The organism is Vibrio sp. 10N.261.46.E11 (assembly GCF_041472735.1).
GTDB lineage: Bacteria > Pseudomonadota > Gammaproteobacteria > Enterobacterales > Vibrionaceae > Vibrio.
In genome coordinates, this window is record NZ_JBFRQW010000018.1 from 87439 (window position 1) to 103882 (window position 16444).

Below are 16444 nucleotides of genomic sequence, written 5' to 3' on the forward strand. Positions count from 1 at the left end.
ATAAACCTAAAAAATCTATCATTTGAGTGCAATAAATTCATCAGTTCAACGGTCTGTTGCTAGGATGGTAAGAGCCCTTAAGTAATTGATTGAATTTACTGTTGAATTAGAAATTATTTCAGAAACAGATAGAATAACTATAAGGGAGTTCGAAATAACAATGCTCTTACCCGTTCACTACCAAATGGAAAAGTTTATGAACAAGATAGTAAGTACGTTAGGAATCATGGCAACCGTTGCATACAGCGCAACCATTTATGCTGACGAAGCAACATCAACCGACAACTGGAACCAAATAGAACAGCAGGCAGAGGGACAAACTGTCTACTTTCACGCTTGGGGCGGAAGCCAAGAGATCAATCGTTACCTACAATGGGCAGGCAAGGAGTTACAAAGTGACTTTGGTGTTACCTTAAAGCATGTGAAAGTAACCGATATTGCAGAAACCACGACTCGCTTACTTGCAGAAAAAGCAGCAGGCAAGAACAGCGAAGGCAGTGTTGATATCGTTTGGATCAATGGCGAAAACTTCCGTTCGATGAAAGACAACGCTTTGTTGTTTGGCCCGTTCACAGAGTCGCTTCCAAACTGGCAGTACGTCGATAAGTCTTTACCGATTGATGTCGACTTCTCTGAACCAACAGAAGGCCTTGAAGCACCTTGGGGCGTTGGACAATTGGTGTTTATTCACGACCAAGAGACACTACACAACCCTCCACAATCGTTTTCAGAGATGTTGAGCTACGCTCAAGCTTTCCCGAATCGCTTAAGCTACCCTCGCCCACCTGAATTTCATGGCACCAGCTTCATCAAGTCTCTACTGATTGAGCTAACAGACAACAACCCTGCACTGGCTCAACCTGTTTCGGAAGACAACTTCCAAGAAGTTACAGCACCACTGTGGGCTTACTTAGATAAATTCCATAAAGTGGCATGGCGAGGCGGAAAGCAATTTCCTGCAGGTACATCTGAAAGCATTCAACTTCTGGATGACGGTCAGCTCGATTTAGCGATTACCTTTAACCCAAACTCTGTCTATTCAGCACAAGCAAGCGGCCGCCTAGCGGAAACCACCAAGGCCTATGCTCTAGAAAGCGGCGCTCTGTCTAACATTCACTTCCTTGCGATTCCTTGGAATGCCAATGCAACCGCAGGAGCTCAAGTGACCATTAACTTCTTGCTGAGCCCAGAAGCGCAATCTCGTAAAGGTGACCTCAATGTTTGGGGCGACCCTTCGGTACTGAGCAGCAAGTACCTGACCGGTAGCGCTAAAAATACCCAGCAATTTAAATCGGTTGATGAACCACACCCTAGCTGGCAAAACGCGCTCGAGAAAGAGTGGCTGAAGCGATACGGTAACTAATCTTTATGCTACGCGCTCTATATTTTGTTGTTATAGCTGTGTGCATTATCCCAACCATTCCCGGGGTGGCGGGAGTCGTGGCTTCGTCACTGAGTTTCATCCCGCCCCTAGGTTTAGAGGAACCAACACTCAACGGTTTTAGCCAAGTCTTTCAATGGGAAGGAGCTTGGCACTCTATTGGCTTGAGCCTAGGTTCAGCGATTGCAAGCAGCTATATTGCCTGCTTCCTAACCTTTTGTATTCTTCAAGCCTCTTGGGGAAACAAGTTTTGGAGAAAGATTGAGTTAACGCTATCGCCAATGCTGGCTATTCCGCATGTGGCTTTCGCTATCGGCTTTGCTTTCCTATTCAGCCCGACAGGGCTTGGAGCCAGAGCCGTGCATCACTTGCTTGACGAATCGGCTACGAGCTCAGAATTGGCGTTATTGGTGAAAGACCCATACGCGTTCGGCTTGATCATTATGCTCGCACTCAAAGAAGTACCTTTCTTGTTGCTAATGAGCATTTCGATACTGCAGCAAATTGATGTAGAACGTATCACTAAGGTCAGTGCATCTCTGGGTTATAGCCGTGCTCAGATTTGGTGGAAATGTATTTTCCCACAATGGTTTACTAAGCTTCGCTTCCCAATGCTGGCGGTACTCGCTTACAGTGTCTCGGTTGTCGATATTGCTTTGATCATTGGCCCGACAAACCCGCCAACCTTTGCGGTATTAGTATGGCAATGGTTTAACGATCCAGATCTTAACCTACTGCCGCGAGCAGCAGCCGGAGCTATTGTTCTATTTGGTTTAGCGTCGTTAATCATCGCCTTAGCACGTTTCGTTGAATGGGCGATCCTTAAATACTTTCGAATTTGGCAATATTCAGGCAGAACAGGCACGAACCTTCCTGGGAAAACTGTATTCACAGCTCTTGCAGCTTTGTCACTGATGATCATTCCGTTGATGATTTTCTGGAGTTTTGCGCAGCGTTGGCGTTTCCCTGACCTACTCCCTAGCAGATATAGCATGCGTTTTTGGGAGTTTGAGTGGGATGGCATCATGAGCACTGTTGGGCAAAGCTTGTGGATTGGTCTGATTGCCGCTTCCGTTGCTTTATTACTCGCGTTGGTTGCTCACGAATACCGAATAAAATACAAGTGGCAAGTTCCGGGCTTCATTATCGCTATCCCAATGTTGATACCTCAACTCTCGGTATTATTCGGCATGCAAGTCACCACCCTATACATAGGCAGCAACGCTTATGAGTTCTGGGTGATTTGGGCGCATGTTTTCTTTGCTTTCCCGTTTGTGTATCTGTCTTTGGATGGCCCTTGGAAAAGCTTCAATGACAGCCTGATAAAAGCCTCGTTGAGCTTGGGTAAATCGCCATTTCAAAGCTGGTACTCCATCAAGCTGCCTATCTTGTTACCCGCTATTGCCTTTGCTTGGGCGGTCGGGATCAGCGTGAGTTTGGCTCAGTACTTACCTACCTTGATGCTCGGCGCGGGCCGTATTAGCACAATCACCACAGAAGCCGTTGCCCTTACCAGTGGTTTCGACCGCAGGGTGACTGCAATTTATGCTATCTGGCAGGCCTTATTGCCGCTGTTCTTTTTCTCTTTAGCGATATTGGTCAGCCGACTTCAACTCAGATATCGCCGTCTTACTTTTAAAGGTTTTCTAACGAATGAGTCTGCACCTCAACGACCTCGCCATCCATAAAAACGATGGTGTATCGCTGTTCTCAGCGCTAAATGTAACATTAGAATCAGGCCAAGTATTGGCTTTGATGGGGCCGAGCGGCTGCGGAAAATCGACGTTGTTAGACGCCGTAGCAGGTCACCTTAATGAAGAGTTTTCATATTCTGGCACCGTTATTTTGAACGACATTCAGCTGGATGACCTGCCTTCACATCAGCGTGAAGTCGGTATTCTTTTTCAAGATGACTTGTTGTTCCCTCACCTCAAGGTATGGGAAAACTTGGCGTTCTCTCTGCCTAATTCAATTAAGGGCTCCGCTCGTCAACAGCAAGCGATGGCTGCACTAAAAGACATAGAGCTAACTCACTTGGCAGAGTCTTTCCCGGATCAAATATCTGGTGGTCAACGTGCAAGAATCAGCTTAACTCGTATGTTATTGGCGAAGCCGAAGCTCGCCCTACTCGACGAACCGTTTAGTAAGTTAGACCAAGAGTTAAGAGCACAATTTCGCGATTGGGTCTTCGAACAGCTGACAAAAGCAAATATCCCAACATTAATGGTCACGCACGACGAAGCTGACGTACCTCAAGGGGCGCAAGTGCTGTCTTGGCCATGGAGGAGTCATCATGCTGGATAAGTACTCCATCAAGGTCATTAAGTGGCCATTAAACCAATCAGCTAAGTTACTGAACCAATTTGGTATCACAGCTAATCAAACCACCTTGTTTGGTTTTCTGGTCGGGTGTTTAGCACTTCCAGCGTTGGCATTTCAACAATATGAATGGGCTCTAGGTTTCATTGTATTCAACCGAGTATGTGATGGGCTTGATGGGGCTTTGGCTCGAATCCAAGGCATCAGTGATGCAGGTGGCTTCCTCGATATCAGCTTGGATTTCCTTTTCTATTCGCTGATTCCTTTTGGCTTTGTGATTGCCAATCCAGAGCACAACGCCATTGCCGGTGCGTTTTTGATCTTCTCTTTTATCGGTACTGGCAGCAGCTTTTTGGCGTTTGCCGTGATGGCAGGCAAACGAGGCATCGAAAACCCAGTCTATAAACATAAGTCTCTCTACTACATGTCTGGGTTAACCGAAGGTACAGAAACCATTGCTTGTTTCATTGCTTTCTGTATTTGGTCTCAACACTTTGCTGTTATCGCCTACACCTTTGGCACCGCATGCTGGCTAACTACGTTCATGCGAATTTATTTTGGGTTTCAGACACTCAAAAATCAAACTGAGTAGCCTATTGCTTATGTGTTAACAGTCCCGACTAGAGGCTGTATTCCTCATAAAAAAGCGCCACTCAAATGAGCGGCGCTTTTTTTCATAACGTATTTCTAAGAATTAGCCATTAAAACCCAAAACACAACTTATGAAGAATCATTTAGTAAGCAATTACTTAATAAGCAGTTATTTAATAAGCAAAGCGAGTCTCTTCTTTAAATAAGCTAGCTATAACCTCTTGGTATTGCATAAGGTTAAACGTAGAGTTGTCATTGTTATATTTTTGTTGCTTATTTGCTAAATATGGTTGAGACACTAACGACGTAACCAACATCTGGTAATAATGAAAGTTTGACTCGTTACAGCCATCAACTAAATAAAGAAGATTTTCAAGAGTCTTATTGTAGGTGTAACCAAACTTCGACTCTTTCAGTCGTTGAACATTGTCGTAATTGTATGAGCTACCGCCAAAAGTGAATAGTAAAAAGATGTTAGGCGCAGCTTCCCAAAACTCTATAAGTTCAGAAAGTAAGTGTTGTAGTTGAATTCCATCTACTCTCTGATACTTCGAGAATTGATGTTGGAAACGACTCGTATGCTCTTCGATGAGCTGATCAAACAGTTGCTCTTTGTTATTAAAGTAATAAAGAATTAACGCGGGGCTTACACCCGCAGACTTAGCAATAGACCGAATTGAAACTTTACTATAAGGCTGAGAAATAAATAGCTTTTCTGCTGAGCTCAAGATTTTTGTTCTTTTGTCATTTAGCATCAGATTGTATCCCCACCTATTTGTTTATATTACCCGCGCATTCTATAAGCCAAGCAGATAATCTCAATATGCAAGGATAAGCACTTACTAATCCCAATGCTTAAAAATGCAAAGTCAGTGTATTTTTTGTAAATTCAATAAAAACGCAACTTGATAATTACGATGAAAAACAGAAGGATAGGTATTTGTCCGAGAAGTGTAAGGATTGTGTAAGATATATAACGACAAACGTAAGCAAATGTAAGAGTGGCGCCCTAATAGAGCGCCACATGAAAAGCCTTTACTCTACAGCTCAATCTTTTATTTTATAGCTCAAACTTGTGCTATATAGTTCAAGACTAGAGCTTTAGAAGAACTTTAACTGAGCTATCAACTAAAGAGTCATCGATATAAGCAATTTTGTTTGAAGAGCTTGCAACCAAGTCTTTTGCTAAGCTTTCTTGACCTACAGCTTTAGGTGGTTGACCTTTACCTGTAAATACTCGCTTTGCCCAGTAAGCTTGAAGCTGCGCTTCTGTCTTCTTTGTAATAGCTTGGTGAAAAGTACCCTTAAGTGGGTGACCGTCTTCCAAGTCAACCGCTTCAATCTGTAGAGACTTTGCTTTACCTAGATACAGTTTTTTAACGGTTGAAGCGTCAAGCTCACCCATTGATGGATTACCAACCACAACCAAACCTGCGAAAGCGTTCATGCTGCTAAAAAGAGCAGCGGCTACCAATGCTTTTTTAAACATAATTCTCTTCCTTAAAATACAGCGTCGACTTTAACCGTGTACAAGATGTTGTCTTCGTTCTTGTAAGACGCGTTTACACCACCGTTAGTTGAACCGAAGTTAGTTAGGTAGCTAACATCACCTTTCAGCGCGATATTAGGCATGAAATCCCAACGAGTACCGATGCTGTAAGTTGTGCGTTGGATATTCATGTTGCTCGCAACCTTCATAGCCGAACCGTAAGCGTAGGCATTTTGTAGAGTCGGGTTTTGTTTAAACTCTGCGACTTTACGCTTTACTTGGTTGTTGCGCTCGGAATCATCCGTCGTTTCCATGTGCGCAACCGTCACGTAAGGCGTGAATTCGTTCACACGGTAAGCCGTTGTCAGGTAAGCAGAATCTACATCGTGATAGAAACCTTCAACCGTGGTACGAGTGACTTCTGAAACTAGCGATAGATTACCGTTGTCGTATCGACCGCCAACACCGTAGAACTTCGCTTTCTCATCATTAAACGTTGTGTTTAAAATAGGTGGTTTATTCTTAACGTTCCAGTTTGTTGTTGAACTTACAACTGCTTGAGCGTAAACCGCACGTAGCGTCCAAGTATCGTCCGTCCAGTTGATCACACCACCAGCGATATCATCAAACTGCGTGTCTGCGTTGTAGCTATGCTTAGAAGCAGAAAGCTTTTGAGAACCTACAAAACCTTGGAATGATACTGTGCTGTCGTCTAGCTCAACGTCATAGATGAAATCACCACCAGTCAGTGACGTAAGAACCACAGAACCATATACTTCACTAGGAACACGAACGCTTGTTTGAGCGTAACCCACTTCTAGGTAGTCAGAGTACATGAAAAGAGGAAGACGCAGCTTACCACCACGAACCGTTAAATTTGGTGTTACTTTATGGCTTAGAAATGCCCACTCAACATCCGGTGTCCAGTTTTCTTTTTTGTTACCGCGCGCAACCATTTGCACTACAGCAGAAGTAGAGTCGTTAACTTCAAACTCACCTTGTAAACCAATTAGAGAACCTTCGTCAAAGCGCACTTTATTTTGAGACTTCATGAAACCGTGGCTATTGTTGCCCAGTTGCATGTTCAAAGATGCGAAACCGTTGAAGCTAAATTTATCCGCAACTGCGTTCATTTCTTTTGCTTCAAGAATAGCGACTTTTTTCTCAAGCTCAGCCAGTTTTTGCTCGTCGGTAGCATTTGCAGCAAATGAAGTCGCAAGTGCTACCGCTAGCGGCAATAAGCGAAAAGAGGAGTTAGTCATTGTTGTTCTCCGTTATACTTTAAATTGTGATGTTGATTTACTCAGCTCTGTAACGATGCCACTCAATTGGTGACTTAGAGCTTCGAGTTGATCTGTCGACTGAGACACTTGATGAGAGCACTGTCTAAAATCATCCATATGGGTGTGGATTTGTTTTGAAGCACGAGCTTGATGCTCAGTAGTGCTTGCAATTTGTTTATTAAGCTCGGTAATTTCTTCTACCTGCCCACTAATTTCTAATAGATAATCACCGGCGTTTTGCGCGTCTCCAACCGCCTGTGACGAGCTCGCTAAGCCTTGGTCCATAGCGCCAACAGCAGCGTTCGAGCCGGACTTAAGGTCGACCAACAAGGCATTAATTTCTGTTGCGGATTGTTGAGTATTGTTCGCTAACACGCGCACTTCGTCGGAAACAACAGCAAAACCTCGGCCATGTTCACCAGCTCGCGCAGCTTCAATTGCAGCATTTAGTGCTAACAAATTCGTTTGCTCAGCGACACTTTGGATAGTGTTTAGTATTGAGCCAACATTGCTTGCATTCTGATCGAGTTCTTTCAACTTACAGGCCGTATCACGGATGTTTGTCGCAAGCTCTTCAATTTCTTTACTCGTTTTAAGAACCACTTGTGTTCCTGTTTGAGCACTAGAATTGGCTTTTTGAGCTTGAGAATCTGCATGCGATGCAAAGTTAACAACTTGTTCTATGAGGTCGATGATGTTATTGACCGCCTCGGTAACCTCTTCGATGTGATCACGTTGAGTGCTATTTAGAGCCAAGGTTTGATTCGACTCGCTACGAATCTTGTCGCTGACAACCTCAAGCTCGTGTCCAATGCTTAGCGTACTCGCGATAATGCCTTGTAGCTTTTCAATGAATTGATTGAAACTCTCAACAAGCGTTGATATCTCATCCTTCCCTGCGTAGTCGATGCGTACCGTTAAGTCACCATCCCCAGTCGCAATCGCCTTCATCTTTTCTGTGACAAGCAATATTGAGCTAATAACCGATTTGAATATTGCGTAACCAACCGAAATCACAGAGATCAAAAAGAACACACCTAACCAAATAGATTGATTCGCAGCGTCGTTTGCGGCTTTTTCAGAGTGCAAGATAGTGTCTACGACCTTCTGGCTTGCCGATTCACGTAGCGTCTCGCTTAACGAAACTAATGAATCATATTCAATGTTAAGTTGGTTGGCTCTAGAGGTCAGGCTCTCGAAAGAATCATTGAGATTAATGAAATCTTCACTCAGCGCGTATGCTGCGTCCGTGTATTTTGCTAATTGTTGTGACAACTGATTAAAGGCTGTCGCTTGAGAAGATAAAACATCGGCACCGCGACTCGCTTCAGCTTGTAGTTCTGAAGAAATTTGGCGCGCAAAATCAAGCGCTTGCTCATCTTCCATAACGACGGCAGCTTCGAACTGTTGCTTCACGTTCGGCAAAAGAGAATATATTTTCGTCGCGTGTTCAAGTGCGGGGTAGTAACTTGACTCTAACTGATTCAGACGCTGGCTATTATCATTATGAATAAAAACATTTATTGAGATAATGGCAGCTAAGCTAAGAGATATAATTGAGAGCAGTACAATAAACTGTACTTTGATGTTGATATAGCGAGACAATAGCATAAGGTTTTTTCATTAGCGCTGGTTGCGGCTGATGTTAACGTTTGTTCATATTCAATAGCGAATACATTCACTAAACAAATTTACCGTTATGTTTAATACCCGCTTATTTAATTTCTTCAATTAAGTTCAGCTCTTGAACTTTACTGTCCCAATCTTCTTTCCACTCTAAGAGCTGACAGGCAGGCATTGGGCGAGCAATGAAGTACCCTTGAACCAAGGTGTCGACATTACTTATTTCACGTATGTCTACCCAAAGCGAATGATCTTCCACACCCTCTGCGACCGTACTCAGCTCTAGTAAGTGAGCTAAGTACAGAGTGGCGCGGACAATGGCATGGCTAGAACGACTACTTTGGATATTTTTAACAAAGTCTATATCCAATTTCAGTGCTGAAAATGGCAAGTCATCTAATTGCTTGAGTGAAGAGTAACCAGTTCCAAAGTCATCGATAGCAAGAGGAATACCACGCATGCATATTCTTGTGGTGGACGCTAAAGCAAGAGCGACACTTTCAACTAAGTCAGACTCTGTTAATTCCAATTTTATTTGCTCTGGCTCGAGTTCACCTTGGTCGAGCAAAGCAAAAATATAATCAACAATGTCACCGTCGATAATATCTTTAGCTGTTAGGTTTATTGCAAACCTACGATTTCCCAGAAATGGCTTCTCATTGATCGCTTGATTAATTAACTGCTTCATCACCTCCCCCATCTTTCCTGACTCAAGTAACCGAGACAAAAAGAAAAACGGGCTGAGTACCCCATAGCGTGGGTGCTGCCATCGAATTAACGATTCACTTTCTCGCCATTCGCCACTATGGATACACACTATCGGCTGGTAATAAAACATAAACTCTTGGTTGCTTATCGCTTTTTCTATCTCACCATCCGTTATATCGATGTCGTTATTAGAATTAGAAGTCGCTGGATCTTTTGTAGAATCAAGGTTAATTAACTTTGACAGCGACTCTTTTGCTATTGGCTTCTCAAGAACACCGAGTAAATTTAGGTCAAACGCCTCACACATCTTTCTAGCGGAATCTAGGACAGTTTTGCTTTCCGCGCTAGTGATGATGATATTGCCTTGAAAGTCAGCTTCAGCAAGGCGTTTCAATAATTCGATACCATCGATCATCGGCATATTCAGATCACATAAGATAAGATCGACAGAAGAAGCTTCGATAAACTCTAGAGCCTTACAACCACATTCAAAAGGTTGGACATTCTCTATGCCCAAATTTTTTAAAACCATCACCATTACATTCAATTGAAAAGGGTGATCTTCTATCACTACAACATGCTGGTTCATGATAGCTCCTTAGCTAGTTTGATTGATTCTGAACAATAAGCCGTCAATTGATTCGTCAACTGTTCGAGGTGATCGTAATGTGCCTGAATACCATCAGAGCCACTTAAGGCTTCAGATTCCATAGTTTGCAATTGGCTAGCAACGTCCCCTGCCCCTACCATTTTTGCCGCACCCTTCATCTTATGAGCTATCTGTTTAATGGCCTCGAGATCACGCTGTTGACATGCGCTATGAAGCAAAGGCATGTCCGCAGAATGGCTTTTAATAAAATCAGTGATGATCTGTTCAACAAGATCTAAGTCGCCAAATAACTCGGTTAGGTTGGCAAGATCAATTGGGGCTGAATTCAATTCATTTTTGGCCTCTGAGATGTCAGCGCAGGGCTTATCGACAACAGATTGCACCTTTTCGAGGTGCTTGATGATGGTCTCACCGATCACTCTTAATTTGGTTGGTTTTGATAAGAAATCATCCATACCAATCTCAAAACACTTATCGTTTTCTCCTTGGACAGCGTTCGCGGTCAACGCAATGATCGGAAGACGAGGTTGGTTTTGGCTCTGCTCTTTGGCTCGTATCTGCCTTGTTAACTCATACCCATCCATTTCAGGCATGTGGCAATCGGTAATCAGAAGCCCATATTCTTCATGATCTAAAGCGGCTAAGGCTTCTTTGCCGTTATCTACCATGTCAGCATGGAAGCCTAACTGCTCAATTTGTTGAAGAATGATCTGTTGATTGATCGGGTGATCTTCCGCAATTAAGATAAGCCTATGATTTTCCTTGGCGGACTCACGCGACTCAGTACTCAGTTTTAGATTGTTATCGTCTTTGACCACATCTTCCACGAACGCCGGGCTGTTGTATAAACAGTGCGTCAACTGTGAAGGCAGTAATGGGTTTGCAGATAGGTTCCAGCCCAACTTACAAGGTGCAGGCGATAACATTCCTTGTTCGCTTACACAGATAAATCGCACGCTTTTAGTGAGGGTATCAATACTCTGATCAAGTTCATGGGGAACAAACACAAAATCAGGCTCTATGGTATCGATCCAATGTGCGAGCTCTTTAGTCGCATGAACATTCTTTGAGATAACCTTAATACCCCAAGATGTTAGGTAGCTTTCTAATTCTCTTTGCTGCATGAAAGTTTTAGTTAGCAGCGCTACTTTCCCATTCATGTCCACTCTGTTATTCTCAGCTAGCATTTTAAGTGGCAGTGAAATAGAGAACGTCGAACCAATATTGATTTTACTCGTTACATTGAGGTTGCCACCCATTTGCTCAATAAGTTGTTTAGAGATTGTCAAACCAAGGCCAGAACCACCATATTTCCTCGTGGTTCCTTCATCAGCTTGAACAAAAGGTTGGAACAGATTACGAATATGTTCTTCACTTATACCAATACCGCTGTCGAACACCTCAAAACAAATTTGTTGCTGTTCGTCTTTTAGAGCGACTAACTTTGCAGTTAAACCCACGGTTCCATATTCAGTAAATTTGATGGCATTGCTCAACAAGTTATTTAGAACCTGTCCAATTCGAATATCATCCATAAGAACCGAATCATTCAACTCAGGGTCTAGCCAAAATTTAAACTGTAACCCTTTGGCATGAGCTTGCCTTGCCTGTAATTGAGTCACTCTCAGAGTCAATGTATCGAGGCTTGCAGGCTGATAATCTAAGGTCAACTTGCCAGCTTCAATTTTTGAGAAATCGAGAATATCGTTAACAATATGCAGTAAGTTATTGGCCGATTGACTCAGCGTTGTATGGATCTTCTGAACTTCATAACCAACCTCATATTGCTCAGACAATTCCAACAAGCTAACAATCCCTCCCAATGGAGTACGGATTTCATGGCTCATGTTGGCCAAAAATCGAGACTTTGCCTCAGTGGCAGCAATAGCACTTTGCCTTGCTTGTGTTAGCTCTTCTTGCTGTTGTTTAAGCTCAGTGATATCAGTAAGAACAGAGTCCCATTCATAATACTCACCCAAGTCAGAAATCTTGCTCTGCAAATTGAGCCATCGTTTTTGATTATCAATATTCACACCGATATCGAGGCTTAGTTTTCCTTCTTTATTTCCGCTACGTACTCTCTTAATTAAGGTTCTGCGGTCTTGAGCATTAAGCGGCGCGAAAAAACTAATTGGAGAGCGGCGCAATTGAGCAGGAGTAAGCCCTAAAAGCTCCTCTACCCCATTACTAATAAAGACGAATTCAATGTCATGTAGACTTCGTTTGGGCTGAATATGCTGTATAACCGCACCATGTAAATTGTTCGCAAGTTTCTGAACTCGGTCATCGGCACTTTTAGCAATTTTTTTCGCTTCGTAAAGCTCTGTAAGATCATCGAGAATGGTCACTGAGCCTTTGATATTCCCGTTTGAAATATACGGACATTTCCAATATGCGTAGTGTTTACTACCTTGAGGTGAAACGACTTCTTTTTCTAGGCGCGGTAAAACAACCCCGTGATGGATCATTGTGTCTTCATCGAAGTTATTAACGATGGTTGCTTCGATCAACTCAAAACCGGTAAGCTGCTGTGCGGCACTGTTCAAGCTAATTACCTGGTTATCCAAGTTACGCACAACTATAGGGAACGGCATTGCGTCCAATAATGAACGCTCGAACTCCACTTGATGTTTGAGGGCGGATTCAGTTCGCTTTCGATCTTCAACTTCACGTCTTAGTTTCCAGCTCCACGCCATCACAAGCATAATGATAACTGATGCTACAGAGATCAAAATGGCCGCACCCAAGATAACATCGGCCGTATCTACCCCCGACTCATAAGACACATCTAACCAGTGCTTCTTAATCTGCTGATACTTGTGGTGAGGAATGGCGAACAACGCTTTATTGATAATGTTGTTCAGCACTTCTTGGTCTGCTTCGACACTATAGGATACCGGTACATCATTGTCTTTGGACAGTAGGCTCGTTACACGTAGATACCCGGAGTACTGTCCTTGCAATAAAGGGGATGCCAAATAAAGCGAAAGCATCGCTGAATCTATCTCTCCTTTATCTACAGCATCCAGTAAAAGCAACTCAGAGCCATAGGTCTTGATTGGACACGCCTCACAATAACGCTTCACTAACTGTATACCGACACTGTCGTTGATGGTTCCAATCATAGAGCTCTTCGTCAATTCACCGAACACCGCCAATTTGCTCGTATCACTTTTACCAATCAGTGCCCATGGTTCAACCATGAAAGGTTTAGAATAGAGGTGATGCTCATCGTCACCTATAGAAGGTGTCGCCTTAGTGTGAATAACTGGCAGAGTGACGTGGTGAGCTTCGTTACCTTGGAGGTCGAGGTCGTTTTCATATACAAAGTTTAACCCTGTGAGTCGGGATACCTCGTTCAGAATGTCAATTGAAATACCATCCGGCTTACCTTCACTATTTTTGAAAGAAATAGGCTTTGAGTCTGTCGCAGATGATACATATATGTTCGGATTAAGAAGGAGGAACTGCTGCTCTTTTTCAGTTAATAACAGCTTATTTTTACTAACGACCAACAGCAAACGTCTTTGTATTTCATTCAGCCACTTCTTACGGATATTGACAAGTTTACTCGAGTTATCTTGGCTTATAACGGTATTGATAACTCCCAATAACTTTCTATTTTTAGGCGTATCCAATAAAGCAATGACGTAATTATTTAAAGGTAAACCATCATGTAAGTTGACCGACAAAAACAACTCATACGGACTATCCATTAACTTATTGTGCAGTAACACTCCATCATCAACAATGGCTAATGCTTTCTCTCGAGCAACATCAGCGATCGCGCTTTGATAAGATGAATATGACGCAAAAGAAGAAAATGGAAGGAGTGACTTCACAGAAGACGCGTTACTTGAGCCTTCAAAATAAGCAAGATTTCGCCCTTTCATTAATAAATGACTTTCAATAGGCTCGCTACTTAGGCTAACCATTCGGCTAGATAAAATAGGTTTAGAATAAATAACACCGCTACTCGCAACATTTTGTTCTGCCGTAATAATGGCATCTACTTGTTCAGTTTTAAGTACGTTATTTAGATCAGACGGCGAATGAAAACCGACAAACTGTAAGCCATTCAAGTCATCTTTAGTGTAGAAGTTCGTTAACTCAGGTAATAGTCCCGACACCTCCCCCCCTTGTACAACTACATACGGAGAAAAGCCTGAAGTTTGAACTCCGATTGTAATAGAGTCGCTCGCCTTAACGTAAAAAGATACGGAAAAAGCCAGAACAAGTAGAGAAAGTAGATTAAAAGCGCGGAACATGAATAACCTAGAGTTTTATTAATTAGTGCACCTTATATCTTATTCACAGTCTCGACTCACCAATTTGCACTGAACAAAAAGTAATTTCCGTTCAACGCAATCGATTGCCCGTTTTGGGTGGGTTCATTTATAAGTAGACATGTAAGCGTTTGTTACAAGGCTTAATAATCCAATCAGCTTTTGGGTTGGTCTCACCGATGTTATATGAGGTTCCATAACTATGATTAAATTTCTACAAATCAGCGCAATTATATTACCCATAGCTTTAATCGGTTGTGGTGGAGATAGTCCCAAAAATTCAACAACCTCTTCAAAACCGAAGAACAACCAAGTCAATCCGACTAAATCTACCCTAAACCAAAAACTGAGTCAGGTAGATTTGCAATCAAAGAAACTTAGCTCAGAAGGCGTTGATGCGATTATGAACTTGCCTGTCGGAAAGACCAGCCTATCTATTTCTACACCGACCAAATTCAGTCAAGTTAAACAATAGATATTGAGGATTAGTATTATGAAAAAAGCCGTTTTAGCTTCAACCATTTGTATAAGCCTATTCTCTTCATCTATCGTTAACGCTCACTACAATGGTGCTCATGAAGTCGGTCAGAACATGCGTAGTAGTATGGATGAAATGATTACAACTAAGCTCAAAGCGTCATTTTTTGACTCAGCTGCGCTTTATATGGACGCAACCAATGTTAAGCAGTTAAAAACATCGCCAACTGCCTTGCTAACATCTTTAACTACGGGCTCTCAAAATACTCAACTTCCATTAGAAACGAGACAAGAGCTGATCGATGCTTCTCAAGAAGTTGGTTTTGTCGTTGATTACCTCAAGAAAAACCCGAAAACAAAAGACGTCGATAAAGAAGTGATGGACTTCTGTATTGCAGAAAACATAGAAGCGAAAAATTGGCCGGGTATTGATTATGTTGTCGATCAATACGGCACAAAAAATGGTATCACAACGCTCCCCGTCTCAATTATCTATTTCGCATCGAAAGGCGAATGCCAAGACCCAAATGACTGGGCAACTAAGTTAAACAAGAGCACAGTAAAATCAGAATTTGAATCCTCAATCCCCCAAGAAATCATTGCTTACAGCTCTAACGTAGGTAACAGTGGCGGAGAGTTAGTCTACATTTTTGAAAACGGTTATAACTTCAGTGACGAGCCCGAAGAGCAATACGAGTCTTTCACTTTCTATCAAACATCAAGTGACGACACTCCAGGAACCGGTCTATTTAGACGTACTCAAGTAAACAAAAACTCCTCAGACCCTACGCAAGCTTATTCAAAGTTTGTAAACGTGGTATGCCAGGACTGTAATAGTAATAACGAGAAGTTTAAAGTAGAGAGCCGCGCAGAGTCTGGTTACGGCACAATTTCGGTCGCATCAAGTGCTGTTGAATCTGGGGGTAAATTAATTCCTGGTTTTGTGAGTGAAAATTCAACGGAAACCGAATACTTCGTTCAAGTTAACTATCAGGCAAAAACGCCAAACCAAACTACCTCTCTATACATCGATGCTTTCAAATTCGATGATTCATTAATTCACGGTCGTTATTACCACGATGGAATTAATGGCGTTAAATTCAATGCAGATCAGCTAAAAGCAACAAACCTAGTTGGTGAGTTTGGTCTTTCACAGCAATTATATAAAAGCGGCATCTATTCATCTTTGGAAGTTGAAGCAACACTTACCAAGAACTCTTATGCACTAGTGAAAAAGAGCGATAGTTCAGAAGTTATTGCTCCTGTCACAGTGACGGAAGCCGATGACATACAGCTATTAGATGAGATATCTAAAGTGACCGTAGAAGCTATCAGTTTCGATAACAACAATGTGATTCTTACTAATTGGAATAAAATATACTAATCAGATTATCTGATTACGAATGTTCGCAAGGCTCTGCCTACTTTCCTTGCACTAAGCCACTCAGTCGAGTGGCTTTTTTTGTACGTCTCTTCTCCCCTTCCCAACTACACACCCAAACACTTAAACAATGGCCTTTTTGGAGCTAATAAAAATCCGAGAGCCTCAAAGCCCTCTCCTTCTCTCTTGTCTAAGAAAGCGAGTGAAGATAGTGTTTTCTCCGGCAACGGTTATACCAATCACAGTAAGTAAGTGATCAAAAATAGCGCTGGAAAAAGGCTTGAGAACAAGGCAGA

Annotated in this window: 12 protein-coding genes; 6 read left to right on the plus strand and 6 right to left on the minus strand. The window is 42.5% G+C overall.

Translation table 11 applies throughout. The annotated features are described in order from the left end of the window. Positions 1-196 precede the first annotated feature (196 nt). From AB4407_RS06175 to AB4407_RS06190, 4 genes are read left to right on the plus strand one after another with little or no spacing between them, the layout of a single operon-like run. On the plus strand, positions 197-1363 hold the full coding sequence (locus AB4407_RS06175; RefSeq protein ID WP_372119619.1) for an ABC transporter substrate-binding protein: 1167 nt from the start codon (positions 197-199) through the stop codon (positions 1361-1363). A gap of 5 nt (positions 1364-1368) precedes the next feature. Beyond that, positions 1369-3069: an ABC transporter permease gene (locus tag AB4407_RS06180; protein ID WP_372119621.1), complete on the plus strand. Its 1701-nt coding sequence runs from the start codon at positions 1369-1371 to the stop codon at positions 3067-3069. After that, positions 3035-3685, plus strand: coding sequence for an ATP-binding cassette domain-containing protein (locus AB4407_RS06185; RefSeq protein ID WP_372119623.1), 651 nt, complete (start codon positions 3035-3037; stop codon positions 3683-3685). Before AB4407_RS06180 ends, AB4407_RS06185 begins: the two co-directional genes overlap by 35 nt. Beyond that, entirely contained in the window at positions 3675-4292 is a 618-nt protein-coding gene (locus AB4407_RS06190; RefSeq protein WP_372119625.1) for a CDP-alcohol phosphatidyltransferase family protein, read from the plus strand. Before AB4407_RS06185 ends, AB4407_RS06190 begins: the two co-directional genes overlap by 11 nt. A 172-nt stretch (positions 4293-4464) precedes the next feature. On the opposite strand, the gene AB4407_RS06195 is transcribed toward AB4407_RS06190, so the two are convergent. The 6 genes from AB4407_RS06195 to AB4407_RS06220 all read right to left on the minus strand — a co-directional run bounded on the left by AB4407_RS06195 (position 4465) and on the right by AB4407_RS06220 (position 14134). Beyond that, a complete protein-coding gene (locus AB4407_RS06195) occupies positions 4465-5019 on the minus strand; it encodes a TetR/AcrR family transcriptional regulator (protein ID WP_372119627.1) in 555 nt (184 codons plus the stop codon). A gap of 365 nt (positions 5020-5384) precedes the next feature. Beyond that, complete coding sequence (locus AB4407_RS06200) at positions 5385-5780, minus strand: phosphate ABC transporter substrate-binding protein (protein WP_372119629.1); 396 nt, start codon at positions 5778-5780, stop codon at positions 5385-5387. Positions 5781-5791: 11 nt separating this feature from the next. Next, the gene (locus AB4407_RS06205) at positions 5792-7042 is read right to left on the minus strand and encodes a hypothetical protein (RefSeq protein WP_372119631.1); all 1251 of its coding nucleotides are present in this window, start codon (positions 7040-7042) and stop codon (positions 5792-5794) included. A 12-nt stretch (positions 7043-7054) separates the two neighbouring features. After that, entirely contained in the window at positions 7055-8674 is a 1620-nt protein-coding gene (locus tag AB4407_RS06210) for a methyl-accepting chemotaxis protein (RefSeq protein ID WP_372119633.1), read from the minus strand. Between the two features lie 103 nt (positions 8675-8777). Continuing rightward, positions 8778-9983: an EAL domain-containing protein gene (locus AB4407_RS06215; RefSeq protein WP_372119635.1), complete on the minus strand. Its 1206-nt coding sequence runs from the start codon at positions 9981-9983 to the stop codon at positions 8778-8780. Then, positions 9980-14134 carry an ATP-binding protein gene (locus AB4407_RS06220; RefSeq protein ID WP_372119637.1) on the minus strand — a complete coding sequence of 1385 codons (4155 nt, stop codon included), beginning with the start codon at positions 14132-14134 and terminating at the stop codon, positions 9980-9982. The genes AB4407_RS06215 and AB4407_RS06220 overlap by 4 nt, the downstream gene beginning before the upstream one ends. Before the next feature lie 358 nt (positions 14135-14492). On the opposite strand from AB4407_RS06220, the gene AB4407_RS06225 reads away from it, so the two are divergent. Together AB4407_RS06225 and AB4407_RS06230 are read left to right on the plus strand one after the other, a co-directional pair. Next, positions 14493-14765: a hypothetical protein gene (locus AB4407_RS06225; RefSeq protein WP_372119639.1), complete on the plus strand. Its 273-nt coding sequence runs from the start codon at positions 14493-14495 to the stop codon at positions 14763-14765. A gap of 18 nt (positions 14766-14783) precedes the next feature. Next, positions 14784-16151 (plus strand): hypothetical protein, encoded by a 1368-nt coding sequence (locus tag AB4407_RS06230; RefSeq protein ID WP_372119641.1) that lies wholly within the window; start codon positions 14784-14786, stop codon positions 16149-16151. Positions 16152-16444: the final 293 nt, after the last annotated feature.

What these genes read in the sequence shown, in the direction of transcription:
- AB4407_RS06210 (WP_372119633.1), bottom strand. Translation starts at nt 8,674, where the DNA reads ATGCTATTGTCTCGCTATATCAACATCAAAGTACAGTTTATTGTACTG.
- AB4407_RS06185 (WP_372119623.1), top strand. Translation starts at nt 3,035, where the DNA reads ATGAGTCTGCACCTCAACGACCTCGCCATCCATAAAAACGATGGTGTA.
- AB4407_RS06205 (WP_372119631.1), bottom strand. Translation starts at nt 7,042, where the DNA reads ATGACTAACTCCTCTTTTCGCTTATTGCCGCTAGCGGTAGCACTTGCG.
- AB4407_RS06180 (WP_372119621.1), top strand. Translation starts at nt 1,369, where the DNA reads ATGCTACGCGCTCTATATTTTGTTGTTATAGCTGTGTGCATTATCCCA.
- AB4407_RS06190 (WP_372119625.1), top strand. Translation starts at nt 3,675, where the DNA reads ATGCTGGATAAGTACTCCATCAAGGTCATTAAGTGGCCATTAAACCAA.
- AB4407_RS06225 (WP_372119639.1), top strand. Translation starts at nt 14,493, where the DNA reads ATGATTAAATTTCTACAAATCAGCGCAATTATATTACCCATAGCTTTA.
- AB4407_RS06215 (WP_372119635.1), bottom strand. Translation starts at nt 9,983, where the DNA reads ATGAACCAGCATGTTGTAGTGATAGAAGATCACCCTTTTCAATTGAAT.
- AB4407_RS06175 (WP_372119619.1), top strand. Translation starts at nt 197, where the DNA reads ATGAACAAGATAGTAAGTACGTTAGGAATCATGGCAACCGTTGCATAC.
- AB4407_RS06230 (WP_372119641.1), top strand. Translation starts at nt 14,784, where the DNA reads ATGAAAAAAGCCGTTTTAGCTTCAACCATTTGTATAAGCCTATTCTCT.
- AB4407_RS06200 (WP_372119629.1), bottom strand. Translation starts at nt 5,780, where the DNA reads ATGTTTAAAAAAGCATTGGTAGCCGCTGCTCTTTTTAGCAGCATGAAC.